The organism is Rhodococcus sp. PvR099 (assembly GCF_017833315.1).
Lineage (GTDB): Bacteria > Actinomycetota > Actinomycetes > Mycobacteriales > Mycobacteriaceae > Rhodococcus_G > Rhodococcus_G oryzae.
Genome location: NZ_JAFIBV010000001.1, coordinates 5,303,459 through 5,320,901, shown reverse-complemented (window position 1 = coordinate 5,320,901; position 17,443 = coordinate 5,303,459). Strand labels below are relative to the sequence as shown.

The window sequence follows — 17,443 nt, the reverse complement described above, 5'->3', positions numbered from 1 at the left end:
AACGGGCACCCACGGTCGGGAGTCGACCGCGGATGCCCGCTGGGATGGTGTGTGCCTACTCGGGACGGAGCGTCAAGATCCGCGGGCCGTCCTCGGTGACCGCGACGGTGTGCTCCCAGTGCGCGGCCCTTGATCCGTCGGTGGTCACGACGGTCCAGTCGTCGTCGAGCACCTCGGTCTCGTGGGTCCCCAGGGTCAGCATCGGCTCGATGGCCAATACGGAGCCGATGACGAGCTCGGGTCCCTTGCCGGGCGCCCCCTCGTTCGGCAGGAACGGATCCATGTGCATCTCACGGCCGATGGCGTGACCGCCGTACCCGTCGACGATGCCGTACTTGCGTCCGTGGGCCTTCGCGGCGGCCAGGGTGCCCAGCTCGATCGCATGCGAGACGTCGGTGAGGCGGTTGCCTGCGATCATGGCCGCGATTCCGGCCTCCATCGACAGCCTCGTCGCCTCGCTGAGCAGCTCGTCCGCCTCGATGATCGTGCCGACACCGAAGGTCCATGCGGAGTCGCCGTGCCAGCCGTCGAGGATCGCGCCGCAGTCGATGGACACCAGGTCGCCCTCGACCAGAACGTCCTCGGCCGACGGGATCCCGTGCACCACACGGTCGTTCACCGACGAGCAGATCGAACCGGTGAACCCGTGGTACCCGAGGAACGACGGGACGGCACCGGCGTCACGGATGGTCTGCTCGGCCAGCTGATCGAGCTCGAGGGTGCTCACGCCGGGTTTCGCCGCGTTGCGCACCGCGACGAGTGTCGCTCCGACGACGGCGCCTGCCGCCGCCATCGCGTCCAGCTCGCCCGCGGTGCGGAAGGGAACTACCTTCTTACGACGAAACCCCACGACTGCCTCTTACTTACCGAGCGCGGCGAGTGCGCGCGCGTTGACCTCGTCGACCTCGCCGACTGCGTCGACGGTGACGATCTGACCCGCGTAGTGGTCCAGCAGCGGCGCGGTCTCCTCGCGGTAGACACGCATCCGGTTCCGGATCACGTCTTCGGTGTCGTCCGCGCGACCACGGGCGAGCATCCGCTCCACCACGACATCGTCGTCGACCTCGAATGCGAGCACGCCGTCGAGCTTGGCGTTCAGCTCGCCGAGGATGCCCTCGAGCGCCTGCGCCTGATCGACCGTGCGGGGGAAACCGTCGAGCAGGAAACCGTTCACGGCGTCCGGCTCGGAGACCCGGGCGCGAACCATGTTGTTCGTGATCTCGCTGGGCACCAGGTCGCCCGCGTCGAGGTACTTCTTCGCCTCGAGCCCGAGCGCCGTCTGCTGCCCGATGTTGGCGCGGAACAGGTCGCCCGTGGAGATGTGCGGAACGCCGAGCTTTTCCGACAGGATGGCGGCCTGAGTGCCCTTACCGGCACCGGGAGGACCAAGGAGGACAAGTCTCACTTGAGGAACCCTTCGTAGTTGCGCTGCATGAGTTGACTCTCGATCTGCTTGACGGTGTCGAGGCCGACGCTGACGAGAATCAGCACCGCCGCACCACCGAAGATGCTGGCCCCGGCATTCCCCGAGAGGAAGAAGTTGGGCAGCGTCGCGATGAGACCGAGATAGATGGCGCCCGGCAGCGTGATGCGGCTGAGCACGTAGTTGAGGTAATCCGCCGTCGGGCGGCCCGGCCGGATGCCCGGGATGAAGCCACCGAACTTCTTCATCTCGTCCGCGCGCTCTTCGGGATTGAAGGTGATCGCGACGTAGAAGTAGGTGAAGAAGACGATGAGCAGGAAGTAGATGAGGATGTAGACCGGGTTGCTCGGGTTCACCAGGTACTTCTGGATGATCTCCTGCCACCAACTCGGATCGGTGGACGTGCTGGCACCGGTCAACTGGGCGATCAGGTTCGGCAGGTACAGCAGCGAGGACGCGAAGATCACCGGGATGACGCCGGCCTGGTTGACCTTCAACGGCAGGTACGTCGACGAGCCGCCGTACATCTTCCGGCCGACCATCCGCTTGGCGTACTGCACCGGGATACGCCGCTGGCCCTGCTCGACGAAGACGACGCCTGCGATGAGGGCGAGGGCCGCGACACAGACCATCGCGAAGACCAGACCGCCTCGGCTGTCGAGGACGGCCGTGCCCTGAGACGGCATGCGCGAGGCGATGCCCGAGAAGATCAGCAGCGACATGCCGTTGCCGACGCCGCGCTCGGTGATCAGCTCGCCGAACCACATCACCAGGGCCGAACCGGCCGTCATCACCAGGACGATGGTCACCAGGCCGAAGATGGACTGGTCGGCGATGATGTCTTCCTGGCAACCCTGCAGCAGCTGGCCGCGCGCTGCGAGCGCAACGATGCCGGTGGCCTGGAGGATGGCCAGCGCGATCGACAGGTACCGCGTGTACTGGGTCATCTTCGCCTGGCCCGACTGGCCCTCCTTGCGGAGTTCCTCGAACCTGGGGATGACCACCGTCAGCAGCTGCACGATGATGCTCGCCGTGATGTACGGCATGATGCCGATCGCGAACACCGTCAGCTGCAGCAACGCGCCACCGGAGAACAGGTTGATCAGCGAGTAGATGCCCGCCGAGTCACCACCGGAGATCTGATCGATACAGGTCTTGACGTTCGCGTAGTCGACACCGGGCGACGGCAGTGTCGCACCGAACCGGTACAACGCGATGATGCCGAGGGTGAAGAGGATCTTCCGCCTCAGGTCGGGAGTCCTGAGGGCCGAGACGAAGGCGGAAAGCAAAGATCCTCCTGGCACTGGCAGAACGCGAGCGGGATCGCTCACGAGGCGAAATGAACTTTAGAACACTAGCAGTGACACCCGTTCACTCAGCCCCGATAGACCATGTGAGTCAGGTTAGACGAATGGCCGCAGCACGTCCCTTCGGGATGCGCTGCGGCCATCGGTCTCGAACTACTGGTGGATCACAGCTCGGTGGTCGTCCCACCGGCAGCGGCGATCTTCTCCTTGGCGGCACCGGTGAACTTGTTCGCGGTGACCTGAACGGACACCGTGAGCTCTCCGTCGCCGAGGACCTTCACGAGCTGGTTCTTGCGAACCGCGCCTGCCTCGACGAGCTCGGCAACGCCGATGGTCCCACCATTGGGGAACAGCCGGGCGATATCGCCCACGTTGACGACCTGGTACTCGGTCCGGAACGGGTTCTTGAATCCCTTGAGCTTGGGCAGACGCATGTGCAGCGGCATCTGTCCACCCTCGAAGGCTGCGGGCACGTTCTTGCGGGCCTTGGTGCCCTTCGTGCCGCGACCTGCGGTCTTACCTCGCTTGCCGCCCTCGCCTCGACCGACGCGGATCTTGTCGGACTTGGCACCGGGGGCGGGGCGCAGGTGGTGCAACTTGATGGTCATGGTTAGACCTCCTCAACTGTGACGAGGTGGCGGACCACGTTGACCAGGCCACGGTTCTGCGCGTTGTCCTCGCGGACGACGGTCTGACGGATGCCCTTCAGACCGAGGGTGCGCAGGCTGTCGCGCTGGTTCTTCTTGGTACCGATCGAGCTCTTTACCTGGGTGACCTTAAGTTCAGCCATCTCAGACTCCCTGTCCCGCACGTGCACGCAGCATGCCGGCCGGGGCCACGTCCTCGATGGGCAGTCCGCGGCGAGCGGCCACCTCCTCGGGACGCTGGAGGCCCTTGAGGGCGGCGACGGTCGCGTGAACGACGTTGATTGCGTTGTCGCTACCGAGCGACTTCGACAGGATGTCGTGGATACCCGCGCACTCGAGCACGGCACGCACCGCGCCACCGGCGATGACACCGGTACCGGCGCTGGCCGGACGGAGCATGACCACACCGGCAGCCGCCTCACCCTGGATGGGGTGAGTGATGGTGCCACCGATCATCGGAACGCGGAAGAAGCTCTTGCGAGCCTCCTCGACACCCTTCTGGATGGCCGCGGGAACTTCCTTGGCCTTGCCGTAGCCGACGCCAACGAGCCCGTTGCCGTCGCCCACGATCACGAGGGCGGTGAAGCTGAAGCGACGACCACCCTTGACGACCTTCGACACGCGGTTGATGGTGACAACGCGCTCGATGTGGTCCGACTTCGGGGCCGCCTGGCCGCCACGACGATCGTCACGACCGCCGCCACGACGATCGCCGCCGCCGCGGTTGTCCCCGGTGTTGGGGCCATTCTGTCCGGCGGGTCCGCTGCCGCCGTCACGCCTCTGACGTCCCGGCATCAGACTGTCCTTCCATTCGTGAACTTCATCATCAGAACTTCAACCCGCCTTCGCGAGCAGCGTCCGCCAGGGCCGCGATGCGACCGTGGTAGCCGTGGCCACCGTGGTCGAAGACCACGGCCTCGACGCCGGCTGCCTTCGCGCGCTCGGCGATCAGCTGACCGACCTTCGCGCTCAGGGCCTTCTTGTCGCCCTCGGCCGCACGCAGGTCCGGCTCGATGGTCGACGCGGCGGCCAGGGTGCGGCCGGCCAGGTCGTCCACGAGCTGGACGTGGATGTGGCGCGAGGACCGGTTCACGACCAGGCGCGGACGCTCGGGCGTGCCCGAGACCTTCTTGCGCAGACGGAAGTGACGACGCGTCTTCGAGAGACGACGCGTGGTGGACGCATCCTTGCCCAGCGGAATCCGCTTGGCTTTCTGGTTTGCAGTCTGGCTCATATCACTTACCCGTCTTTCCGACCTTGCGGCGGATCTGCTCACCCTCGTAACGCACGCCCTTACCCTTGTACGGGTCCGGACGGCGAAGACGACGGATGTTGGCCGAGATCTGGCCGACCTTCTGCTTGTCGATACCCGAGACCGAGAACCGGGTGGGCGTCTCGACGACGAAGGTGATGCCCTCGGGGGCCTCGATCGGCACCGGGTGGCTGTAACCCAGCGCGAACTCGAGGTCCTTGCCCTTGAGCGCGACGCGGTAACCCACGCCGTGGATCTCCATCTTCGTGGTGTAGCCCTCGGTGACACCGGTGATCAGGTTGGCGACCAGGGTGCGCGAGAGGCCGTGCAGCGCGCGGCTGCGACGCTCGTCGTCCGGACGGGTGACCAGAAGGGCACCGTCCTCGCTCTTGGCAACGCTGATCGGCTCGGCGATCGTCAGCGCCAGGGTGCCCTTGGGGCCCTTGACCGAGACGTTCTGGCCTTCGATGGTGACGTCAACGCCCGCGGGGACGGTGACCGGAATCTTTCCAATACGCGACATTGTGGTGGCCTCCCTTACCAGACGTAGGCGAGGACTTCGCCGCCGACGCCCTGCTTGGCCGCCTGACGATCCGTGAGCAGGCCGGAGGACGTGGAGATGATCGCCACGCCGAGGCCGCCCAGGACCTTGGGCAGGTTGGTGGACTTCGCGTAAACCCGGAGGCCGGGCTTGGAAACGCGCCGGACACCCGCGAGGCTGCGCTCACGGCTGGGTCCGTACTTCAGGTCGACGATGAGGGTCTTGCCCACCTCGGCGTCCTCGGTACGGAAATCGGAGATGTAGCCCTCGCGCTTGAGGATCTCGGCGATGTTCGCCTTGATCTTCGAGTGGGGAAGCTTCACCTCGTCGTGGTACGCCGAGTTGGCGTTGCGCAGACGCGTCAAGAAGTCTGCGATTGGATCGGTCATGGTCATGGGGTTGACCTGTTCACCTTTCTCGCAGCGGTTCCCATGCAACACCGGGTCCGGCACTCGTGGAGCGCCTGCCGGTCGTGGGCCTACAGCGAAGGGGTTTTCCTTTGGACTGGCTCACGGATGCAAGCCAGAAGTGTTGTGGCTACCAGGAGCTCTTGTGAACGCCCGGAAGCTCGCCCGCGTGCGCCATCTCGCGAACGCAGATTCGGCACAGGCCGAACTTGCGGAACACCGAGTGGGGACGGCCGCACCGCTGGCAGCGGGTGTAGGCGCGCACCGCGAACTTGGGCTTCTTGTTGGCCTTGTTGACCAGTGCCTTCTTCGCCATGGCTCAGTTCTCCTTGAACGGGAAGCCGAGGTGCTTGAGCAGGGCACGGCCTTCTTCGTTGTTGGTCGCGGTCGTCACGACGGTGATGTCCATACCGCGCGGGCGATCGATCTTGTCCACATCGATCTCGTGGAACATCGACTGCTCGTTGAGACCGAAGGTGTAGTTGCCGTTGCCGTCGAACTGCTTGCCGGACAGGCCGCGGAAGTCCCTGATACGGGGCAGCGCGATGCTGACCAGGCGATCGAGGAACTCCCACATGCGGTCGCCACGGAGGGTGACGCGCGCGCCGATGGGCATGCCCTCACGCAGCTTGAACTGCGCGATGGACTTGCGAGCCTTGCGGATCTCGGGCTTCTGGCCGGTGATCAGTTCGAGGTCGTTGACCGCGCCGTTGATCAGCTTCGCGTCGCGGGCGGCGTCTCCGACACCCATGTTGACGACGACCTTGACCACGCCGGGGATCTGCATGACGTTCGCGTACTCGAACTCCGCGTTCAGCGCGTCCTTGATCTCGGCGCGGTAGCGGGTCTTCAGACGGGGAACGATCTTGTTCTCAGTGCTAGTCATCTCAGATGTCCTTCCCGTTCTTACGGGAGATCCGAACCCGCTTGCCGTTCTCATCGGTGCGGTAGCCCACGCGAGTGGCGTTACCGTCCGAGTCCACGACCTGCACGTTCGACACGTGGATCGGGGCTTCCTGCGTCACGATGCCGCCGGAGGAGGCGCCACGCTCGTTCGCGGAGACCGCGGTGTGCTTCTTGATCCGGTTCACGCCCTCGACGAGGACCTTCTCGGTCGCCGGGAAGGCCTGGATGACCTTGCCCTTGGCGCCCTTGTCCTTGCCGGCGATGACCAGAACGGTGTCACCCTTGTGCACCTTCATCACAGCACCTCCGGGGCGAGCGAAACGATCTTCATGAACTTCTTGTCGCGCAGCTCACGACCCACGGGTCCGAAGATGCGGGTGCCACGGGGATCGTGATCAGGCTTGATGAGAACGGCAGCGTTCTCATCGAACTTGATGTACGAGCCGTCCGGACGGCGGCGCTCCTTGGTGGTACGGACGATGACGGCCTTGACGACCTCGCCCTTCTTGATGTTTCCACCCGGGATGGCGTCCTTGACGGTGGCGACGATGATGTCGCCGATCCCGGCGTAGCGACGAGACGAACCGCCGAGAACGCGGATGCAGAGAATCTCCTTGGCACCCGTGTTGTCGGCGACGCGCAGTCGCGACTCCTGCTGAATCACTGATCTCTCCTAAGACCTGGATTTTCGTACGCACCGGATTACCGACCCGATGCGCGCGGTCTGTTACCCGGCCGTACCCACATGCGGGCATGCGGAGGCATAGGCAACCGCTCTAGTGTAGGGAACACGCCGAGGGAATCCAAATCGCGCGCTATCGGCGTCGATTGTGGTTGTGCACTCCCCCGCTGGTGGCACACACAAAACGGCCCGCCCCCAACCGGGGACGGGCCGTTTCGGTGTAGTGCTCTTCTTACTTGGCCTTCTCGAGCACCTCGACCAGACGCCAGCGCTTGGTCGCCGACAGCGGTCGGGTCTCCATGAGCTGGACGCGGTCGCCGATGCCGGCGATGCCGTTCTCGTCGTGCGCCTTCACCTTGGTGGTACGGCGGATGATCTTGCCGTACAGCGGGTGCTTCACACGATCCTCGAGCTCGACAACGATCGTCTTCTCCATCTTGTCGGAGACGACGTAGCCGATGCGGACCTTGCGGGTCCCACGCTCTTCAGTCACTGCGGTGTCCTTCTCGTTCTCACTCATGCCGCGTCTCCCGCACTCGGGGCGGCTGCGAGGCCGAGCTCACGCTCGCGCATGACGGTGTAGACGCGCGCGATCTCGTGGCGGACAACGCGCAGACGACGGTTGTTGTCCAACTGACCGGTCGCCATCTGGAAGCGAAGGTTGAACAGCTCTTCCTTCGACTCGCGGAGCCGGGTGACCAACTCTTCTTCGCTGAGCTCACGGAGCTCTGCGGCTGGGGTTCCAGTAGCCATCAGAACTGCTCCTCCCTCGTGACGATCCTGCACTTGCACGGGAGCTTGTGCATCGCGCGACGCAGGGCCTCGCGAGCAATCTCCTCGTTGGGGTAAGTCATCTCGAACATGACCCGACCGGGCTTGATGTTCGCGACCCACCACTCGGGCGAACCCTTACCGGAACCCATTCGGGTCTCGGCCGGCTTCTTCGTGAGCGGGCGATCCGGGAAGATGTTGATCCAGATCTTGCCGCCACGCTTGATGTGGCGCGTCATGGCGATACGAGCGGACTCGATCTGACGGTTGGTGATGTAGGCGGGCTCGAGAGCCTGGATGCCGTAGTCACCGAAGGTCACCTGGGTTCCGCCCTTGGCGGCACCCGAACGGCTCGGGTGGTGCTGCTTGCGGTGCTTGACCCGACGGGGGATCAACATGCGTCAGCCCTCCTGATTCGTCTCGGTCGAAGCCGGAGCTTCTGCGGTGGCGGTCGCAGCGCGGCCGGCCTCGGTGCTGGTCGCCGTGGTGCCCGAGGCACCGGAGCGACGCGGACGGCTCGGACGCTCGCGACGGGGGCGATCGCCGGCCGGGGCTGCAGCGCTGGCGAGGGCTTCACGCTTGCCGCCGACGATGTCGCCCTTGTAGATCCAGACCTTCACGCCGATGCGGCCGAAGGTGGTCTTGGCCTCGTAGAGCCCGTAGTCGATGTCCGCACGCAGCGTGTGCAGCGGAACCCGACCCTCGCGGTAGAACTCCGAGCGGGACATCTCGGCGCCGCCGAGACGGCCCGAGCACTGAACCCGGATGCCCTTGACGTTCGGCTGACGCATGGCCGACTGGATGGCCTTGCGCATGGCGCGACGGAAGGCAACACGGTTCGACAGCTGCTCCGCAACACCCTGGGCCACGAGCTGGGCCTCGGCCTCAGCGTTCTTGACCTCGAGGATGTTGAGCTGCACCTGCTTGCCGGTCAGCTTCTCCAGCTCGGCGCGGATGCGATCGGCCTCGGCGCCGCGGCGGCCGATGACGATGCCCGGACGCGCGGTGTGGATGTCGACGCGAACCCGGTCACGGGTGCGCTCGATCTCCACCTTCGCGATGCCGGCCCGCTCCATGCCGGTGGCGAGGAGCTTGCGGATGGCGACGTCTTCCTTGACGTACTCCGCGTACTGCTTGTCTGCGTACCAGCGAGACTTCCAGTCGGTGGTGATGCCGAGGCGGAAGCCGTGCGGGTTGATTTTCTGGCCCACTACTGAGCACTTCCCTTCCGGCGATTGCGGGTCGAGGTGCCGGCCTTGGGCAGGCTCTCCACGATCACGGTGATGTGGCTAGTGCGCTTGCGGATCCGGAACGCACGGCCCTGTGCACGCGGCTGGAACCGCTTGAGGGTCGCACCCTCGTCCACGAACGCCGTGGCGACGACAAGCGTGCTCGGGTCCAGGTCGAGGTTGTTCTCGGCGTTGGCCGCTGCGGAGGCGATCACCTTGGCGACCGGCTCGCTCGCTGCCTGCGGCGCGAACTTCAGGATCGACAGCGCGTCCTCGACGGAACGCCCGCGAACCAGATCCACAACGCGACGCGCCTTCATCGGCGTCACACGCACGTGGCGCGCGACGGCCTTGGCGGTCGGGTTGGCGGTTTCGGTGTTACTCATCGCCTCTTCGCCTTCCGATCATCCTTGATGTGACCCTTGAACGTGCGGGTCGGTGCAAACTCTCCGAGCTTGTGTCCGACCATCGAGTCGGAGACGAACACGGGGACGTGCTTACGGCCGTCGTGGACCGCAAACGTGTGTCCGATGAAGTCCGGGATGATCGTGGAACGACGGGACCAGGTCTTGATGACCTGCTTGGTTCCCTTCTCGTTCTGCACATCCACCTTCGCGAGGAGGTGGTCATCGACGAACGGGCCCTTCTTCAGGCTGCGTGGCATTCTGAACTCCCTCCTAGCGCTTGTTCTTGCCGGTACGGCGGCGGCGGACGATGAGCTTGTCGCTCGGCTTGTTGGGCTTGCGGGTACGGCCCTCAGGCTGTCCCCACGGGCTGACCGGGTGGCGACCACCGGAGGTCTTGCCCTCGCCACCACCATGCGGGTGGTCGACCGGGTTCATCACGACACCACGGACGGTCGGGCGCTTGCCCTTCCAGCGCATACGGCCGGCCTTGCCCCAGTTGATGTTCGACTGCTCGGCGTTGCCGACCTCGCCGACGGATGCGCGGCAGCGCACGTCGACGCGACGGATCTCACCGGACGGCATACGCAGGGTCGCGTAGGGGCCTTCCTTGCCCAGCAGCTGGATGCTGGCGCCTGCGGAGCGGGCCATCTTGGCGCCGCCGCCCGGACGCAGCTCCACCGCGTGGATGGTGGTACCGGTCGGGATGTTGCGCAGCGGCAGGTTGTTGCCCGGCTTGATGTCGGCTCCGACACCGGACTCGACCTTCGCGCCCTGCTTGAGGTCCTTCGGCGCGATGATGTAGCGCTTCTCGCCGTCGGCGTAGTGCAGCAGGGCGATGTTCGCCGTGCGGTTGGGGTCGTACTCGATGTGAGCGACCTTGGCCGGCACGCCGTCCTTGTCGTTGCGACGGAAATCGATCAGCCGGTAGGCGCGCTTGTGACCGCCACCCTTGTGACGGGTGGTGATACGACCGTGGGCGTTACGTCCACCGCGACCGTGCAGCGGGCGGATAAGCGACTTCTCGGGAGTCGACCGAGTGATCTCGGCGAAGTCCGAGACGCTCGAGCCACGACGGCCCGGGGTAGTCGGCTTGTACTTACGGATTGCCATGAGTCTTCTCGTCCTCTATGTCTCGTCAAGTCCCGCCCGCTTACGCGACCGGTCCTCCGAAGATCTCGATGGGCTTGCTGTCGGCGGAGAGGGTGACGAGCGCGCGCTTGGTGTCCTTGCGCTTGCCGTAACCGAACTTCGTCCGCTTGCGCTTGCCCTGACGGTTGGCGGTGTTGACACTCGTCACAGTGACGCCGAAGACCTTCTCGACGGCAATCTTGATCTGCGTCTTGTTCGAGTCCGGGTGCACCAGGAAGGTGTAGGTGCCTTCCTCGATCAGTCCGTAGGACTTCTCGGAGATGACCGGGGCCAGCAAGATGTCGCGGGGATCAGCGATGGTGCTCACTTGCTCTCCTCCTTGCTGTCTGCCTGGGCGGACTCGGCCGGCCCGTGGATGAACGCGTTGAGCGCCTCGACGCTGAACACAATGTCATCGCTGTTGAGCACGTCGTACGTGTTGAGCTGGTCGGGTGCGATGGGATGCACGCCTTCCAGGTTCTGCACGCTCTTCCATGCCGCGATGTCTGCACGCCCGACGACGAGCAGGAGCTTCTTGCGATCCGAGATCTCGCCGAGGAACGACTTCGCGCCCTTGGTGGACGGGGTCTGACCCGACACCAGTTCGGTGATCACGTGGATGCGCTCGTTGCGCGCCCGATCGGAGAGGGCACCGCGCAGGGCGGCTGCCTTCATCTTCTTGGGGGTCCGCTGGCTGTAGTCACGCGGCTGCGGGCCGTGGACGACGCCACCACCGGCGAACTGCGGGGCGCGGGTCGAGCCCTGACGGGCGCGGCCGGTGCCCTTCTGACGCCACGGCTTCTTGCCACCGCCGCGAACCTCGCCGCGGGTCTTGGTGGAGTGCGTGCCCTGACGTGCAGCGGCGAGCTGCGCGACGACGACCTGGTGCATCAGCGCGATGTTGGCCGTGACGTCGAAGATCTCAGCGGGGAGATCGACGGTGCCGTTGGTCTTGCCGCCGGCGGCCTTGACGTCGAGGGTCAGCTTGGTTGCGGTCTCGGTCATGCGGACGCACCACCCTTCACTGCGGTCTTGACGATCACGAGACCACCCTTGCGGCCCGGGATCGCACCCTTGATGAGAAGCAGACCGTTCTCGGCGTCCACCTTGTGGACCGAGAGGTTCTGCGTCGTGATGCGGTCGCTACCCATGCGGCCCGACATGCGCATGCCCTTGAACACGCGGCCGGGGGTGGCGCAGCCACCAATCGAACCCGGGCGACGGTGCACGGCCTGCGCGCCGTGGGAGGCGCCCTGGCCGGCGAAGCCGTGCCGCTTCATGGTTCCGGCGAAGCCCTTGCCCTTGCTGGTTCCGGTGACGTCGACGTAGGCGCCGTCCTCGAAGACCTCGGCGGTGAGCTCCTGGCCGACCTCGTACTCGGAGGCATCCGCAACGCGGAGCTCCACGACGTGGCGACGGGGGGTCACACCGGCCTTGGCGAACTGGCCGGACTCCGGCTTGTTGACCTTGCGCGGGTCGATCGCACCGAACGCGAGCTGCACGGCGCTGTAGCCGTCGCGCTCCTCGGTACGAATCTGGGTGACCACGTTCGGTCCGGCCTTCACGACGGTGACCGGGACGACCCGGTTGTTCTCGTCGAAGACCTGGGTCATGCCGAGCTTGGTGCCCAGGATTCCCTTGATCTTGTTCTCAGTCATTGTTTTTGTCTCCGCCGCGCTCACTGGATGTTGACATCAACGCTGGCCGGCAGATCGATGCGCATGAGCGCGTCGACTGTCTTGGGCGTCGGGTCGAGGATGTCAATCAGCCGCTTGTGGGTACGCATCTCGAAGTGCTCGCGCGAGTCCTTGTACTTGTGCGGCGAGCGGATGACGCAGTACACGTTCTTTTCAGTCGGCAACGGCACCGGTCCAACGACACGGGCCCCGGTACGGGTCACCGTCTCGACGATCTTGCGCGCTGACGCATCGATCGCCTCATGGTCGTAGGCCTTGAGCCTGATGCGGATCTTCTGTCCCGCCACGCTTGTGTCCTCTTCCTTGCCCGTTATGAATTAGGCCCTTGTAGACCCTGGGGGGCTACCTCGTTCGTGTAGACCCGTCATGGGCTACCTCGTTTGCACAGTTCCTGCCTTGCCCATGACTGTCCGAACGTTGGCGACCGGGCAAGTACCCGATCCGCTGCCGCTGTTCATCTGTCATGGTTCTCCGGTACACGCGGTCGGGCGTGTCGCCCTACCTCTCACACTCAAGGCACAATTGTCCCCTGAACATGAATACCGAATGCGCTCGCAAGTGAGCGCAGGTACTGCTTCCGTCCTGCATTGGCCTCGGCCCCGCACTGACTGCCGGAGCTTCGGTCATCTCTCGCCCGCCGCCAGACGCAGTGGAACACGACCGGGGTCTAGGCAACCCGAACAGTATGCCGCAGACCGGCCAGGAGTTCAAATCCGATCCGGGGCGACCGGACGCCAAGTAACTTACTCCAAAGTAAGATAGTGCTCATGACGACTCAGACACCCACCTACCGCGGCTGGCTCAAGCTCCCCCGAAACCGCATCGGCGGGGCGCTGTTCTCGCTGGGCATGTGCCTGCGGGTGCCCTACTTCGCGACAGTGCTCCCCCACGTCACCCGCCTCGAGCCGGGATGCTGCGAGGCGCGGGCACCCAAGTGGTGGGGCGTGCACAACCACATCGGCACCTTCCACGCCATCGCCGCGTGCAACCTCGCCGAGGCAGCGATGGGCATGCTCGCGGAGGCAACGGTGCCCACCTCCCACCGATGGATCCCGAAGTCGATGAACACCCGATACCTCGCCAAGGCCGACACCGGGCTGCGCGCCGTGGCGACGGTGCCGGACCTCCCGGACTTCACCGAGATCACCTCCGGCACGGACCTCGTGGTGTCCGTCGCGCTCTACGACAAGGCAGGCACCGAAGTCGTGCACGCGGACATCACCATCTGGGTGAGCCCGAAGTAGCCGCAGGCGGCTGCGCCGCTCAGGCCGCGAGAGAGCCCCGCGAGCGCAGCCGCCTACGCATGTCCCATAGATAGACGGACCTGGGCGCGTGCCGGATCGCCCTGGGGATGCGGGGGTAGACCCAGGAAGCGAGCGTCATCACCCGATCGAACCTGCGCTGGTCCCGCTCGTTCCATGGCAACTCGAACTGCTGCCGCAATCGCTCGGGCAGCAGCCCCGTCGTGAGCCACCGATACGCGGGCAGATTCGCGCGAATGAGAAACGGCGCCCGGACCGGGTGGAAGAGGTCCCTCGAGACGGCCCGGACCTTCGCGTCCACCTCGGCACCGTCGATCTGCTGCTTCCAGTACGCGGCGAATTCGGCACGATCGCGCGGCCAGAGTCCGTCCGGCACCTGCAGCGCGGTGCCCAGGATCGCGTACTCGCGGTACAGGGCGTCGGCATTGGCGTCGTCGAGCGTGCCGAAGACGCGTTCGTACAGGGTGACGGCGCTCTCGTAGAGGGTGGCGGCCACCCACAGCTGAAGCTGCGGATCAAAGGCGTTGTAGTCATCCGAGCGCACCTTGGCGTGCGCCTTGTTGACCATCCTGATGACGGCCGCGCGTTCCTCGTCGGTGCCGTAGACGACTGCATATATATAGGTCATCGTCGTCCGCAGCCTGTCGACTGCCCGATAGGCGAAATCACTGTGGTCCGCGACCCCGTGACCGACGCCACGATTCGCCACCTGGAGCAGGATCGCCCGCCCGCCCGCCGCGAGCATGATCCCCTCGCCCGCCAGATCCTGGATTGTCACTGCCGCCCGCCGAGTCATGATCGTCATGCAACCACACCGCCGCCCTGTTCACCAGACCTTCCAAAATGTAGATAAAAAGCGGTGGTCAACAGCAGTATACGAAATCGGAGAAGCGTCATTTCGACTCAATTTGCTGTTAACTTAGCGGCAGAACGCCCAGGTGAGCGACCGGCTGTACACCGGGGTGGACGAACTCGCCGCGACATCGAGTCAACGAGACGGGAAACCGGACCCCGACATGTGACGAATCCAGCGCTGTCGACCACCCGCGAAGTGGACGCATGACATACTCGCGTGCATGCCTTCACCCCACTCTGCCGTCCTGGTCGAGGGAATCACGAAGTCGTTCGGCGACGTGCATGCGTTGCGCGGCGTCAGCTTCGAGGTTCCCCGAGGGACCGTGCTCGGCATCCTGGGCCCGAACGGCGCAGGTAAGACCACCACGGTCAATGTGCTCTCGACGCTGCTGCGCCCCGATTCGGGCCGCGCGTTCGTTGCCGGCCATGACGTGGTCGAGCAGGCCGCCTCCGTGCGACGCAGCATCATGACGACCGGTCAGTACGCGGCGCTGGACGAATCACTCACCGCTCGAGAGAACCTCGTGCTCTTCGGGCGGCTCCTGGGCTTGACCAAGCAGTCCGCCAAGGCCCGCGCGGAGGAACTGCTCCGCCAGTTCGATCTGGGGTACGCCGCCGACCGCAAGGTGTCCGGATTCTCGGGCGGCATGCGGCGGCGCGTCGACATCGCCTGCGGGCTGGTCACCCGTCCCGAAGTGGTCTTCCTGGACGAGCCGTCCACCGGTCTCGACCCGCGCAGCCGTCAGGGCGTGTGGTCGCTGGTGTCCGACCTCAAGGCACAGGGCATCACCATCCTGCTGACGACGCAGTACCTCGAGGAGGCCGACGTCCTCAGCGACAACATCGTGGTCATCGACAAGGGCACCGTTATCGCCGAGGGCACCGCCGACCAGCTCAAGGAGCGCACCGGCGGCAGCTACTGCGAGGTCGTGCCCGTGCAGCTCGCGGATCTGCCGCGGGTCTTCAATGTGCTGATGAGCCTGGTCCCGCCCGAGTACATCACCGAGACCGGACACGACCGGCTCTCGATTCCCGCGCAGTACGGCGCGCAGACCCTGGCCGAGGTGCTGCGCCGGCTCGACATCGCGCGGATCCCGCTCGCCGACATCGCGCTGCGCCGACCGTCGCTCGATGACGTGTTCCTGGCACTGACAGGAACGAGGGCCGAGGACGAGGAACCCGAGCAAGCGAGCGTTGCGTCGTGACCGCCGTCGCCGCGAGCCCGGTCGTGATCGCACGCACCGGGCGGCACCGCAAGCCGCAGCTGTCCAGCATGCAGCAGTGGCTGGCGCTGTCCGGGCGCAACGTGCACACCATGTGGTCGCACGGCCAGATCTTCGTCGCGGTCCTTGCGCCCCTGATCTTCACGCTCGGCTTCTATCTGCCGCTGAAGTTCGTCATGAAGGTCCAGGGCATCGACTACGCACAGTTCGTGATGCCGATCATCGTGCTGCAGGCGATGGCGTTCACCGCGATCTCGGCCGCGGGCCGCGCCGCGACCGAAGCATCCAACGGGATGAACGCGCGTTTCCAGACCATGCCGATCTTCTCCGCCGTCCCGCTGGCCTCGCGGGTGACCGCGATGTTCATCCATGCGGTGATATCCCTCATCGCCGCCGTCACCTACGGCCACGTCATCGGGTTCGAATTCGTCGGCGGTACGACACTGGCCGTTGGCTTCTGTGCGTTGGCGCTCGCCGTCGGCATGACGCTCGCGATGGCGGGCGATGCCCTCGGCACCCTGACCAAGAGCCCGGAGATCACCAGCCAGTCGCTGACTCTCCCGCAGCTCATCCTCGGCATGTTCTCGAGCGGGTTCGTCCCGGAATCGCAGTTCCCCGAGTGGTCCCAGGGCTTCGTCAGGAACCAGCCGATCTCGCAGTTCTCCGTCTCGATGCGCTCGATGGCCGAGGGCGGCATCACCCTGCACCAACTGACGCCGTCGCTGCTGTGGATCGGTGGACTGCTGCTCGTCTCGGTCCCGCTGTCGATCTGGGCGAACGTGAGGCGAGGATGACCGACCTGCAGACCCGGGAGGCCGGCCCCCTCACTCACAGCTTCCCGGTCGTGACCGACCCGCCGTCCGAGACCTCCTGGCCCGCCCTCATCGAGCACAGCAAGCTGCAGGCGGGCAGGCTGCTCCGCGGCTGGCTCCGCGACCCCTTCACCATCCTGCAGGCGGTCATCTACCCCGCCGTCACCATGCTGATGTTCTGGGCCGTGCTGGGGATCTCGATCACCAAGGCGACCGGGGTGAACAGCATCTTCGGCACCGCCCCGATGATGACCCTGGTCGGCGCCATGTTCGGATGCATCGCCAGCGGCCTGTCATTGAAGCAGGAGTGGAAGAAGGGGCTGCTCGCACGCTTCTGGATCCTGCCGATGCACCGGGCGGCCGGATTGGTGAGCCGCCTGATCGCCGAGTCGATCCGCATCATGATCACGACGGTGCTGATCGTGCTGGTGGCGATCCCGCTCGGTTTCCGATTCACCCAGGGCCCCCTCGCCGCCGTCGCGATGCTGTTCGTCCCGCTGCTGCTAGGACTGGGGTTCGCGACACTTGTCACCATGCTGTCGGTGATGGCGGCCAAGGCGCCGCTGGTGGAGCTCCTCTCGCTGCTGTGCACCCTGTTGATGTTCTTCAATTCCGGGTTCGTGCCGACCGCGGCCTACCCGGTGTGGCTGCAGACGTTTGTCGAGAACCAGCCCATGTCGTGCGCGATCGACGCGATGAAGGGCCTGACACTTGGCGGCCCGGTCGCGGAGCCGCTGATCAAAACGGTGTTGTGGTCGGTCGGGGCCATCCTGGTGTTCACCTACCCCGCCATCAAGGGCTACCAGAGGGCCGCACACAACCCCGCCTCCTGATCCCGGCCCCAACACCATCTCCGCCGTACTAAGAAGGCCCCGCCCTCACGGGCGGGGCCTT

29 protein-coding genes are annotated in these 17,443 nt (G+C 65.4%); 4 read left to right on the top strand and 25 right to left on the bottom strand.

The features are described 5' to 3' along the window. Positions 1 to 55: 55 nt before the first annotated feature. The 24 genes from map to rpsJ all read right to left on the bottom strand — a co-directional run bounded on the left by map (position 56) and on the right by rpsJ (position 12,684). On the bottom strand, positions 56 to 850 hold the full coding sequence (map, locus tag JOE46_RS24530; RefSeq protein ID WP_209928728.1) for a type I methionyl aminopeptidase: 795 nt from the start codon (positions 848 to 850) through the stop codon (positions 56 to 58). 9 nt (positions 851 to 859) lie between these two features. Next, positions 860 to 1,405: an adenylate kinase gene (locus tag JOE46_RS24525; RefSeq protein WP_027503168.1), complete on the bottom strand. Its 546-nt coding sequence runs from the start codon at positions 1,403 to 1,405 to the stop codon at positions 860 to 862. After that, the gene (gene secY / locus JOE46_RS24520) at positions 1,402 to 2,712 is read right to left on the bottom strand and encodes a preprotein translocase subunit SecY (RefSeq protein WP_097211075.1); all 1,311 of its coding nucleotides are present in this window, start codon (positions 2,710 to 2,712) and stop codon (positions 1,402 to 1,404) included. Before secY ends, JOE46_RS24525 begins: the two co-directional genes overlap by 4 nt. A 182-nt stretch (positions 2,713 to 2,894) precedes the next feature. Next, entirely contained in the window at positions 2,895 to 3,338 is a 444-nt protein-coding gene (gene rplO / locus JOE46_RS24515) for a 50S ribosomal protein L15 (RefSeq protein WP_077040845.1), read from the bottom strand. Positions 3,339 to 3,340: 2 nt separating this feature from the next. Beyond that, on the bottom strand, positions 3,341 to 3,520 hold the full coding sequence (gene rpmD / locus JOE46_RS24510) for a 50S ribosomal protein L30 (protein WP_027503165.1): 180 nt from the start codon (positions 3,518 to 3,520) through the stop codon (positions 3,341 to 3,343). A 1-nt stretch (position 3,521) separates the two neighbouring features. Further along, positions 3,522 to 4,172: a 30S ribosomal protein S5 gene (rpsE, locus tag JOE46_RS24505; RefSeq protein WP_097211074.1), complete on the bottom strand. Its 651-nt coding sequence runs from the start codon at positions 4,170 to 4,172 to the stop codon at positions 3,522 to 3,524. A 31-nt stretch (positions 4,173 to 4,203) separates the two neighbouring features. Further along, the gene (rplR, locus tag JOE46_RS24500) at positions 4,204 to 4,611 is read right to left on the bottom strand and encodes a 50S ribosomal protein L18 (protein WP_077040843.1); all 408 of its coding nucleotides are present in this window, start codon (positions 4,609 to 4,611) and stop codon (positions 4,204 to 4,206) included. Between the two features lies 1 nt (position 4,612). Next, positions 4,613 to 5,152 carry a 50S ribosomal protein L6 gene (gene rplF / locus JOE46_RS24495; RefSeq protein WP_097211073.1) on the bottom strand — a complete coding sequence of 180 codons (540 nt, stop codon included), beginning with the start codon at positions 5,150 to 5,152 and terminating at the stop codon, positions 4,613 to 4,615. 14 nt (positions 5,153 to 5,166) lie between these two features. Next, positions 5,167 to 5,565, bottom strand: a complete 399-nt coding sequence (gene rpsH / locus JOE46_RS24490; RefSeq protein ID WP_050063876.1) for a 30S ribosomal protein S8 — start codon at positions 5,563 to 5,565, stop codon at positions 5,167 to 5,169. A gap of 142 nt (positions 5,566 to 5,707) precedes the next feature. Beyond that, positions 5,708 to 5,893 (bottom strand): type Z 30S ribosomal protein S14, encoded by a 186-nt coding sequence (locus JOE46_RS24485; RefSeq protein ID WP_005239644.1) that lies wholly within the window; start codon positions 5,891 to 5,893, stop codon positions 5,708 to 5,710. Between the two features lie 3 nt (positions 5,894 to 5,896). Further along, complete coding sequence (gene rplE, locus JOE46_RS24480; RefSeq protein WP_077040842.1) at positions 5,897 to 6,463, bottom strand: 50S ribosomal protein L5; 567 nt, start codon at positions 6,461 to 6,463, stop codon at positions 5,897 to 5,899. 1 nt (position 6,464) lies between these two features. Beyond that, positions 6,465 to 6,779: a 50S ribosomal protein L24 gene (gene rplX / locus JOE46_RS24475; protein ID WP_027503160.1), complete on the bottom strand. Its 315-nt coding sequence runs from the start codon at positions 6,777 to 6,779 to the stop codon at positions 6,465 to 6,467. After that, positions 6,779 to 7,147 (bottom strand): 50S ribosomal protein L14, encoded by a 369-nt coding sequence (gene rplN, locus JOE46_RS24470; RefSeq protein WP_027503159.1) that lies wholly within the window; start codon positions 7,145 to 7,147, stop codon positions 6,779 to 6,781. Before rplN ends, rplX begins: the two co-directional genes overlap by 1 nt. A 250-nt stretch (positions 7,148 to 7,397) precedes the next feature. After that, on the bottom strand, positions 7,398 to 7,685 hold the full coding sequence (gene rpsQ, locus JOE46_RS24465; RefSeq protein ID WP_077040841.1) for a 30S ribosomal protein S17: 288 nt from the start codon (positions 7,683 to 7,685) through the stop codon (positions 7,398 to 7,400). Next, the gene (gene rpmC / locus JOE46_RS24460; protein ID WP_077040840.1) at positions 7,682 to 7,918 is read right to left on the bottom strand and encodes a 50S ribosomal protein L29; all 237 of its coding nucleotides are present in this window, start codon (positions 7,916 to 7,918) and stop codon (positions 7,682 to 7,684) included. Before rpmC ends, rpsQ begins: the two co-directional genes overlap by 4 nt. Beyond that, entirely contained in the window at positions 7,918 to 8,334 is a 417-nt protein-coding gene (gene rplP / locus JOE46_RS24455) for a 50S ribosomal protein L16 (protein ID WP_027503156.1), read from the bottom strand. Before rplP ends, rpmC begins: the two co-directional genes overlap by 1 nt. Positions 8,335 to 8,337: 3 nt before the next feature. Then, positions 8,338 to 9,147, bottom strand: coding sequence for a 30S ribosomal protein S3 (rpsC, locus tag JOE46_RS24450; RefSeq protein ID WP_097211072.1), 810 nt, complete (start codon positions 9,145 to 9,147; stop codon positions 8,338 to 8,340). Further along, positions 9,147 to 9,551 (bottom strand): 50S ribosomal protein L22, encoded by a 405-nt coding sequence (gene rplV, locus JOE46_RS24445; protein WP_027503154.1) that lies wholly within the window; start codon positions 9,549 to 9,551, stop codon positions 9,147 to 9,149. Before rplV ends, rpsC begins: the two co-directional genes overlap by 1 nt. Further along, on the bottom strand, positions 9,548 to 9,829 hold the full coding sequence (gene rpsS, locus JOE46_RS24440; protein ID WP_003940820.1) for a 30S ribosomal protein S19: 282 nt from the start codon (positions 9,827 to 9,829) through the stop codon (positions 9,548 to 9,550). Before rpsS ends, rplV begins: the two co-directional genes overlap by 4 nt. 13 nt (positions 9,830 to 9,842) lie before the next feature. Next, complete coding sequence (gene rplB, locus JOE46_RS24435) at positions 9,843 to 10,682, bottom strand: 50S ribosomal protein L2 (RefSeq protein ID WP_077040838.1); 840 nt, start codon at positions 10,680 to 10,682, stop codon at positions 9,843 to 9,845. Positions 10,683 to 10,722: 40 nt separating this feature from the next. Beyond that, positions 10,723 to 11,028 carry a 50S ribosomal protein L23 gene (rplW, locus tag JOE46_RS24430; RefSeq protein WP_056818486.1) on the bottom strand — a complete coding sequence of 102 codons (306 nt, stop codon included), beginning with the start codon at positions 11,026 to 11,028 and terminating at the stop codon, positions 10,723 to 10,725. Further along, complete coding sequence (rplD, locus tag JOE46_RS24425; RefSeq protein ID WP_077040837.1) at positions 11,025 to 11,705, bottom strand: 50S ribosomal protein L4; 681 nt, start codon at positions 11,703 to 11,705, stop codon at positions 11,025 to 11,027. Before rplD ends, rplW begins: the two co-directional genes overlap by 4 nt. Then, a complete protein-coding gene (gene rplC, locus JOE46_RS24420) occupies positions 11,702 to 12,358 on the bottom strand; it encodes a 50S ribosomal protein L3 (protein ID WP_097211071.1) in 657 nt (218 codons plus the stop codon). The genes rplD and rplC overlap by 4 nt, the downstream gene beginning before the upstream one ends. Before the next feature lie 20 nt (positions 12,359 to 12,378). Then, complete coding sequence (gene rpsJ, locus JOE46_RS24415) at positions 12,379 to 12,684, bottom strand: 30S ribosomal protein S10 (RefSeq protein ID WP_003938093.1); 306 nt, start codon at positions 12,682 to 12,684, stop codon at positions 12,379 to 12,381. A 480-nt stretch (positions 12,685 to 13,164) separates the two neighbouring features. Between rpsJ and JOE46_RS24410 the strand changes: the two genes are divergently transcribed. Continuing rightward, positions 13,165 to 13,641 (top strand): hotdog fold domain-containing protein, encoded by a 477-nt coding sequence (locus JOE46_RS24410; RefSeq protein ID WP_097211110.1) that lies wholly within the window; start codon positions 13,165 to 13,167, stop codon positions 13,639 to 13,641. A 19-nt stretch (positions 13,642 to 13,660) separates the two neighbouring features. Here JOE46_RS24410 and JOE46_RS24405 read toward each other — a convergent pair whose 3' ends face one another. Then, positions 13,661 to 14,464, bottom strand: coding sequence for an oxygenase MpaB family protein (locus JOE46_RS24405; RefSeq protein ID WP_245221163.1), 804 nt, complete (start codon positions 14,462 to 14,464; stop codon positions 13,661 to 13,663). 271 nt (positions 14,465 to 14,735) lie between these two features. Here JOE46_RS24405 and JOE46_RS24400 point away from each other — a divergent pair, with 271 nt between their 5' ends. The 3 genes from JOE46_RS24400 to JOE46_RS24390 are packed head-to-tail and all read left to right on the top strand — an operon-like array spanning position 14,736 to position 17,382. Then, positions 14,736 to 15,719 (top strand): ATP-binding cassette domain-containing protein, encoded by a 984-nt coding sequence (locus tag JOE46_RS24400; RefSeq protein ID WP_077040835.1) that lies wholly within the window; start codon positions 14,736 to 14,738, stop codon positions 15,717 to 15,719. Further along, positions 15,716 to 16,531, top strand: coding sequence for an ABC transporter permease (locus JOE46_RS24395; RefSeq protein ID WP_257017292.1), 816 nt, complete (start codon positions 15,716 to 15,718; stop codon positions 16,529 to 16,531). Before JOE46_RS24400 ends, JOE46_RS24395 begins: the two co-directional genes overlap by 4 nt. Beyond that, positions 16,528 to 17,382, top strand: coding sequence for an ABC transporter permease (locus JOE46_RS24390; RefSeq protein ID WP_097211070.1), 855 nt, complete (start codon positions 16,528 to 16,530; stop codon positions 17,380 to 17,382). The genes JOE46_RS24395 and JOE46_RS24390 overlap by 4 nt, the downstream gene beginning before the upstream one ends. Positions 17,383 to 17,443: the final 61 nt, after the last annotated feature.

Bases quoted from the DNA above. Each gene is read 5' to 3' on its own strand.
- rplR (WP_077040843.1), bottom strand. From the start codon at position 4,611: ATGAGCCAGACTGCAAACCAGAAAGCCAAGCGGATTCCGCTGGGCAAG.
- rplC (WP_097211071.1), bottom strand. From the start codon at position 12,358: ATGACTGAGAACAAGATCAAGGGAATCCTGGGCACCAAGCTCGGCATG.
- rplF (WP_097211073.1), bottom strand. From the start codon at position 5,152: ATGTCGCGTATTGGAAAGATTCCGGTCACCGTCCCCGCGGGCGTTGAC.
- rpmD (WP_027503165.1), bottom strand. From the start codon at position 3,520: ATGGCTGAACTTAAGGTCACCCAGGTAAAGAGCTCGATCGGTACCAAG.
- rpsH (WP_050063876.1), bottom strand. From the start codon at position 5,565: ATGACCATGACCGATCCAATCGCAGACTTCTTGACGCGTCTGCGCAAC.
- JOE46_RS24405 (WP_245221163.1), bottom strand. From the start codon at position 14,464: ATGACGATCATGACTCGGCGGGCGGCAGTGACAATCCAGGATCTGGCG.
- rplB (WP_077040838.1), bottom strand. From the start codon at position 10,682: ATGGCAATCCGTAAGTACAAGCCGACTACCCCGGGCCGTCGTGGCTCG.
- JOE46_RS24410 (WP_097211110.1), top strand. From the start codon at position 13,165: ATGACGACTCAGACACCCACCTACCGCGGCTGGCTCAAGCTCCCCCGA.
- JOE46_RS24485 (WP_005239644.1), bottom strand. From the start codon at position 5,893: ATGGCGAAGAAGGCACTGGTCAACAAGGCCAACAAGAAGCCCAAGTTC.
- JOE46_RS24400 (WP_077040835.1), top strand. From the start codon at position 14,736: ATGCCTTCACCCCACTCTGCCGTCCTGGTCGAGGGAATCACGAAGTCG.
- rplE (WP_077040842.1), bottom strand. From the start codon at position 6,463: ATGACTAGCACTGAGAACAAGATCGTTCCCCGTCTGAAGACCCGCTAC.
- rplD (WP_077040837.1), bottom strand. From the start codon at position 11,705: ATGACCGAGACCGCAACCAAGCTGACCCTCGACGTCAAGGCCGCCGGC.
- rpsS (WP_003940820.1), bottom strand. From the start codon at position 9,829: ATGCCACGCAGCCTGAAGAAGGGCCCGTTCGTCGATGACCACCTCCTC.
- rplX (WP_027503160.1), bottom strand. From the start codon at position 6,779: ATGAAGGTGCACAAGGGTGACACCGTTCTGGTCATCGCCGGCAAGGAC.
- rpmC (WP_077040840.1), bottom strand. From the start codon at position 7,918: ATGGCTACTGGAACCCCAGCCGCAGAGCTCCGTGAGCTCAGCGAAGAA.
- JOE46_RS24390 (WP_097211070.1), top strand. From the start codon at position 16,528: ATGACCGACCTGCAGACCCGGGAGGCCGGCCCCCTCACTCACAGCTTC.
- rplO (WP_077040845.1), bottom strand. From the start codon at position 3,338: ATGACCATCAAGTTGCACCACCTGCGCCCCGCCCCCGGTGCCAAGTCC.
- rplP (WP_027503156.1), bottom strand. From the start codon at position 8,334: ATGTTGATCCCCCGTCGGGTCAAGCACCGCAAGCAGCACCACCCGAGC.
- rpsE (WP_097211074.1), bottom strand. From the start codon at position 4,172: ATGCCGGGACGTCAGAGGCGTGACGGCGGCAGCGGACCCGCCGGACAG.
- rpsQ (WP_077040841.1), bottom strand. From the start codon at position 7,685: ATGAGTGAGAACGAGAAGGACACCGCAGTGACTGAAGAGCGTGGGACC.
- rplV (WP_027503154.1), bottom strand. From the start codon at position 9,551: ATGAGTAACACCGAAACCGCCAACCCGACCGCCAAGGCCGTCGCGCGC.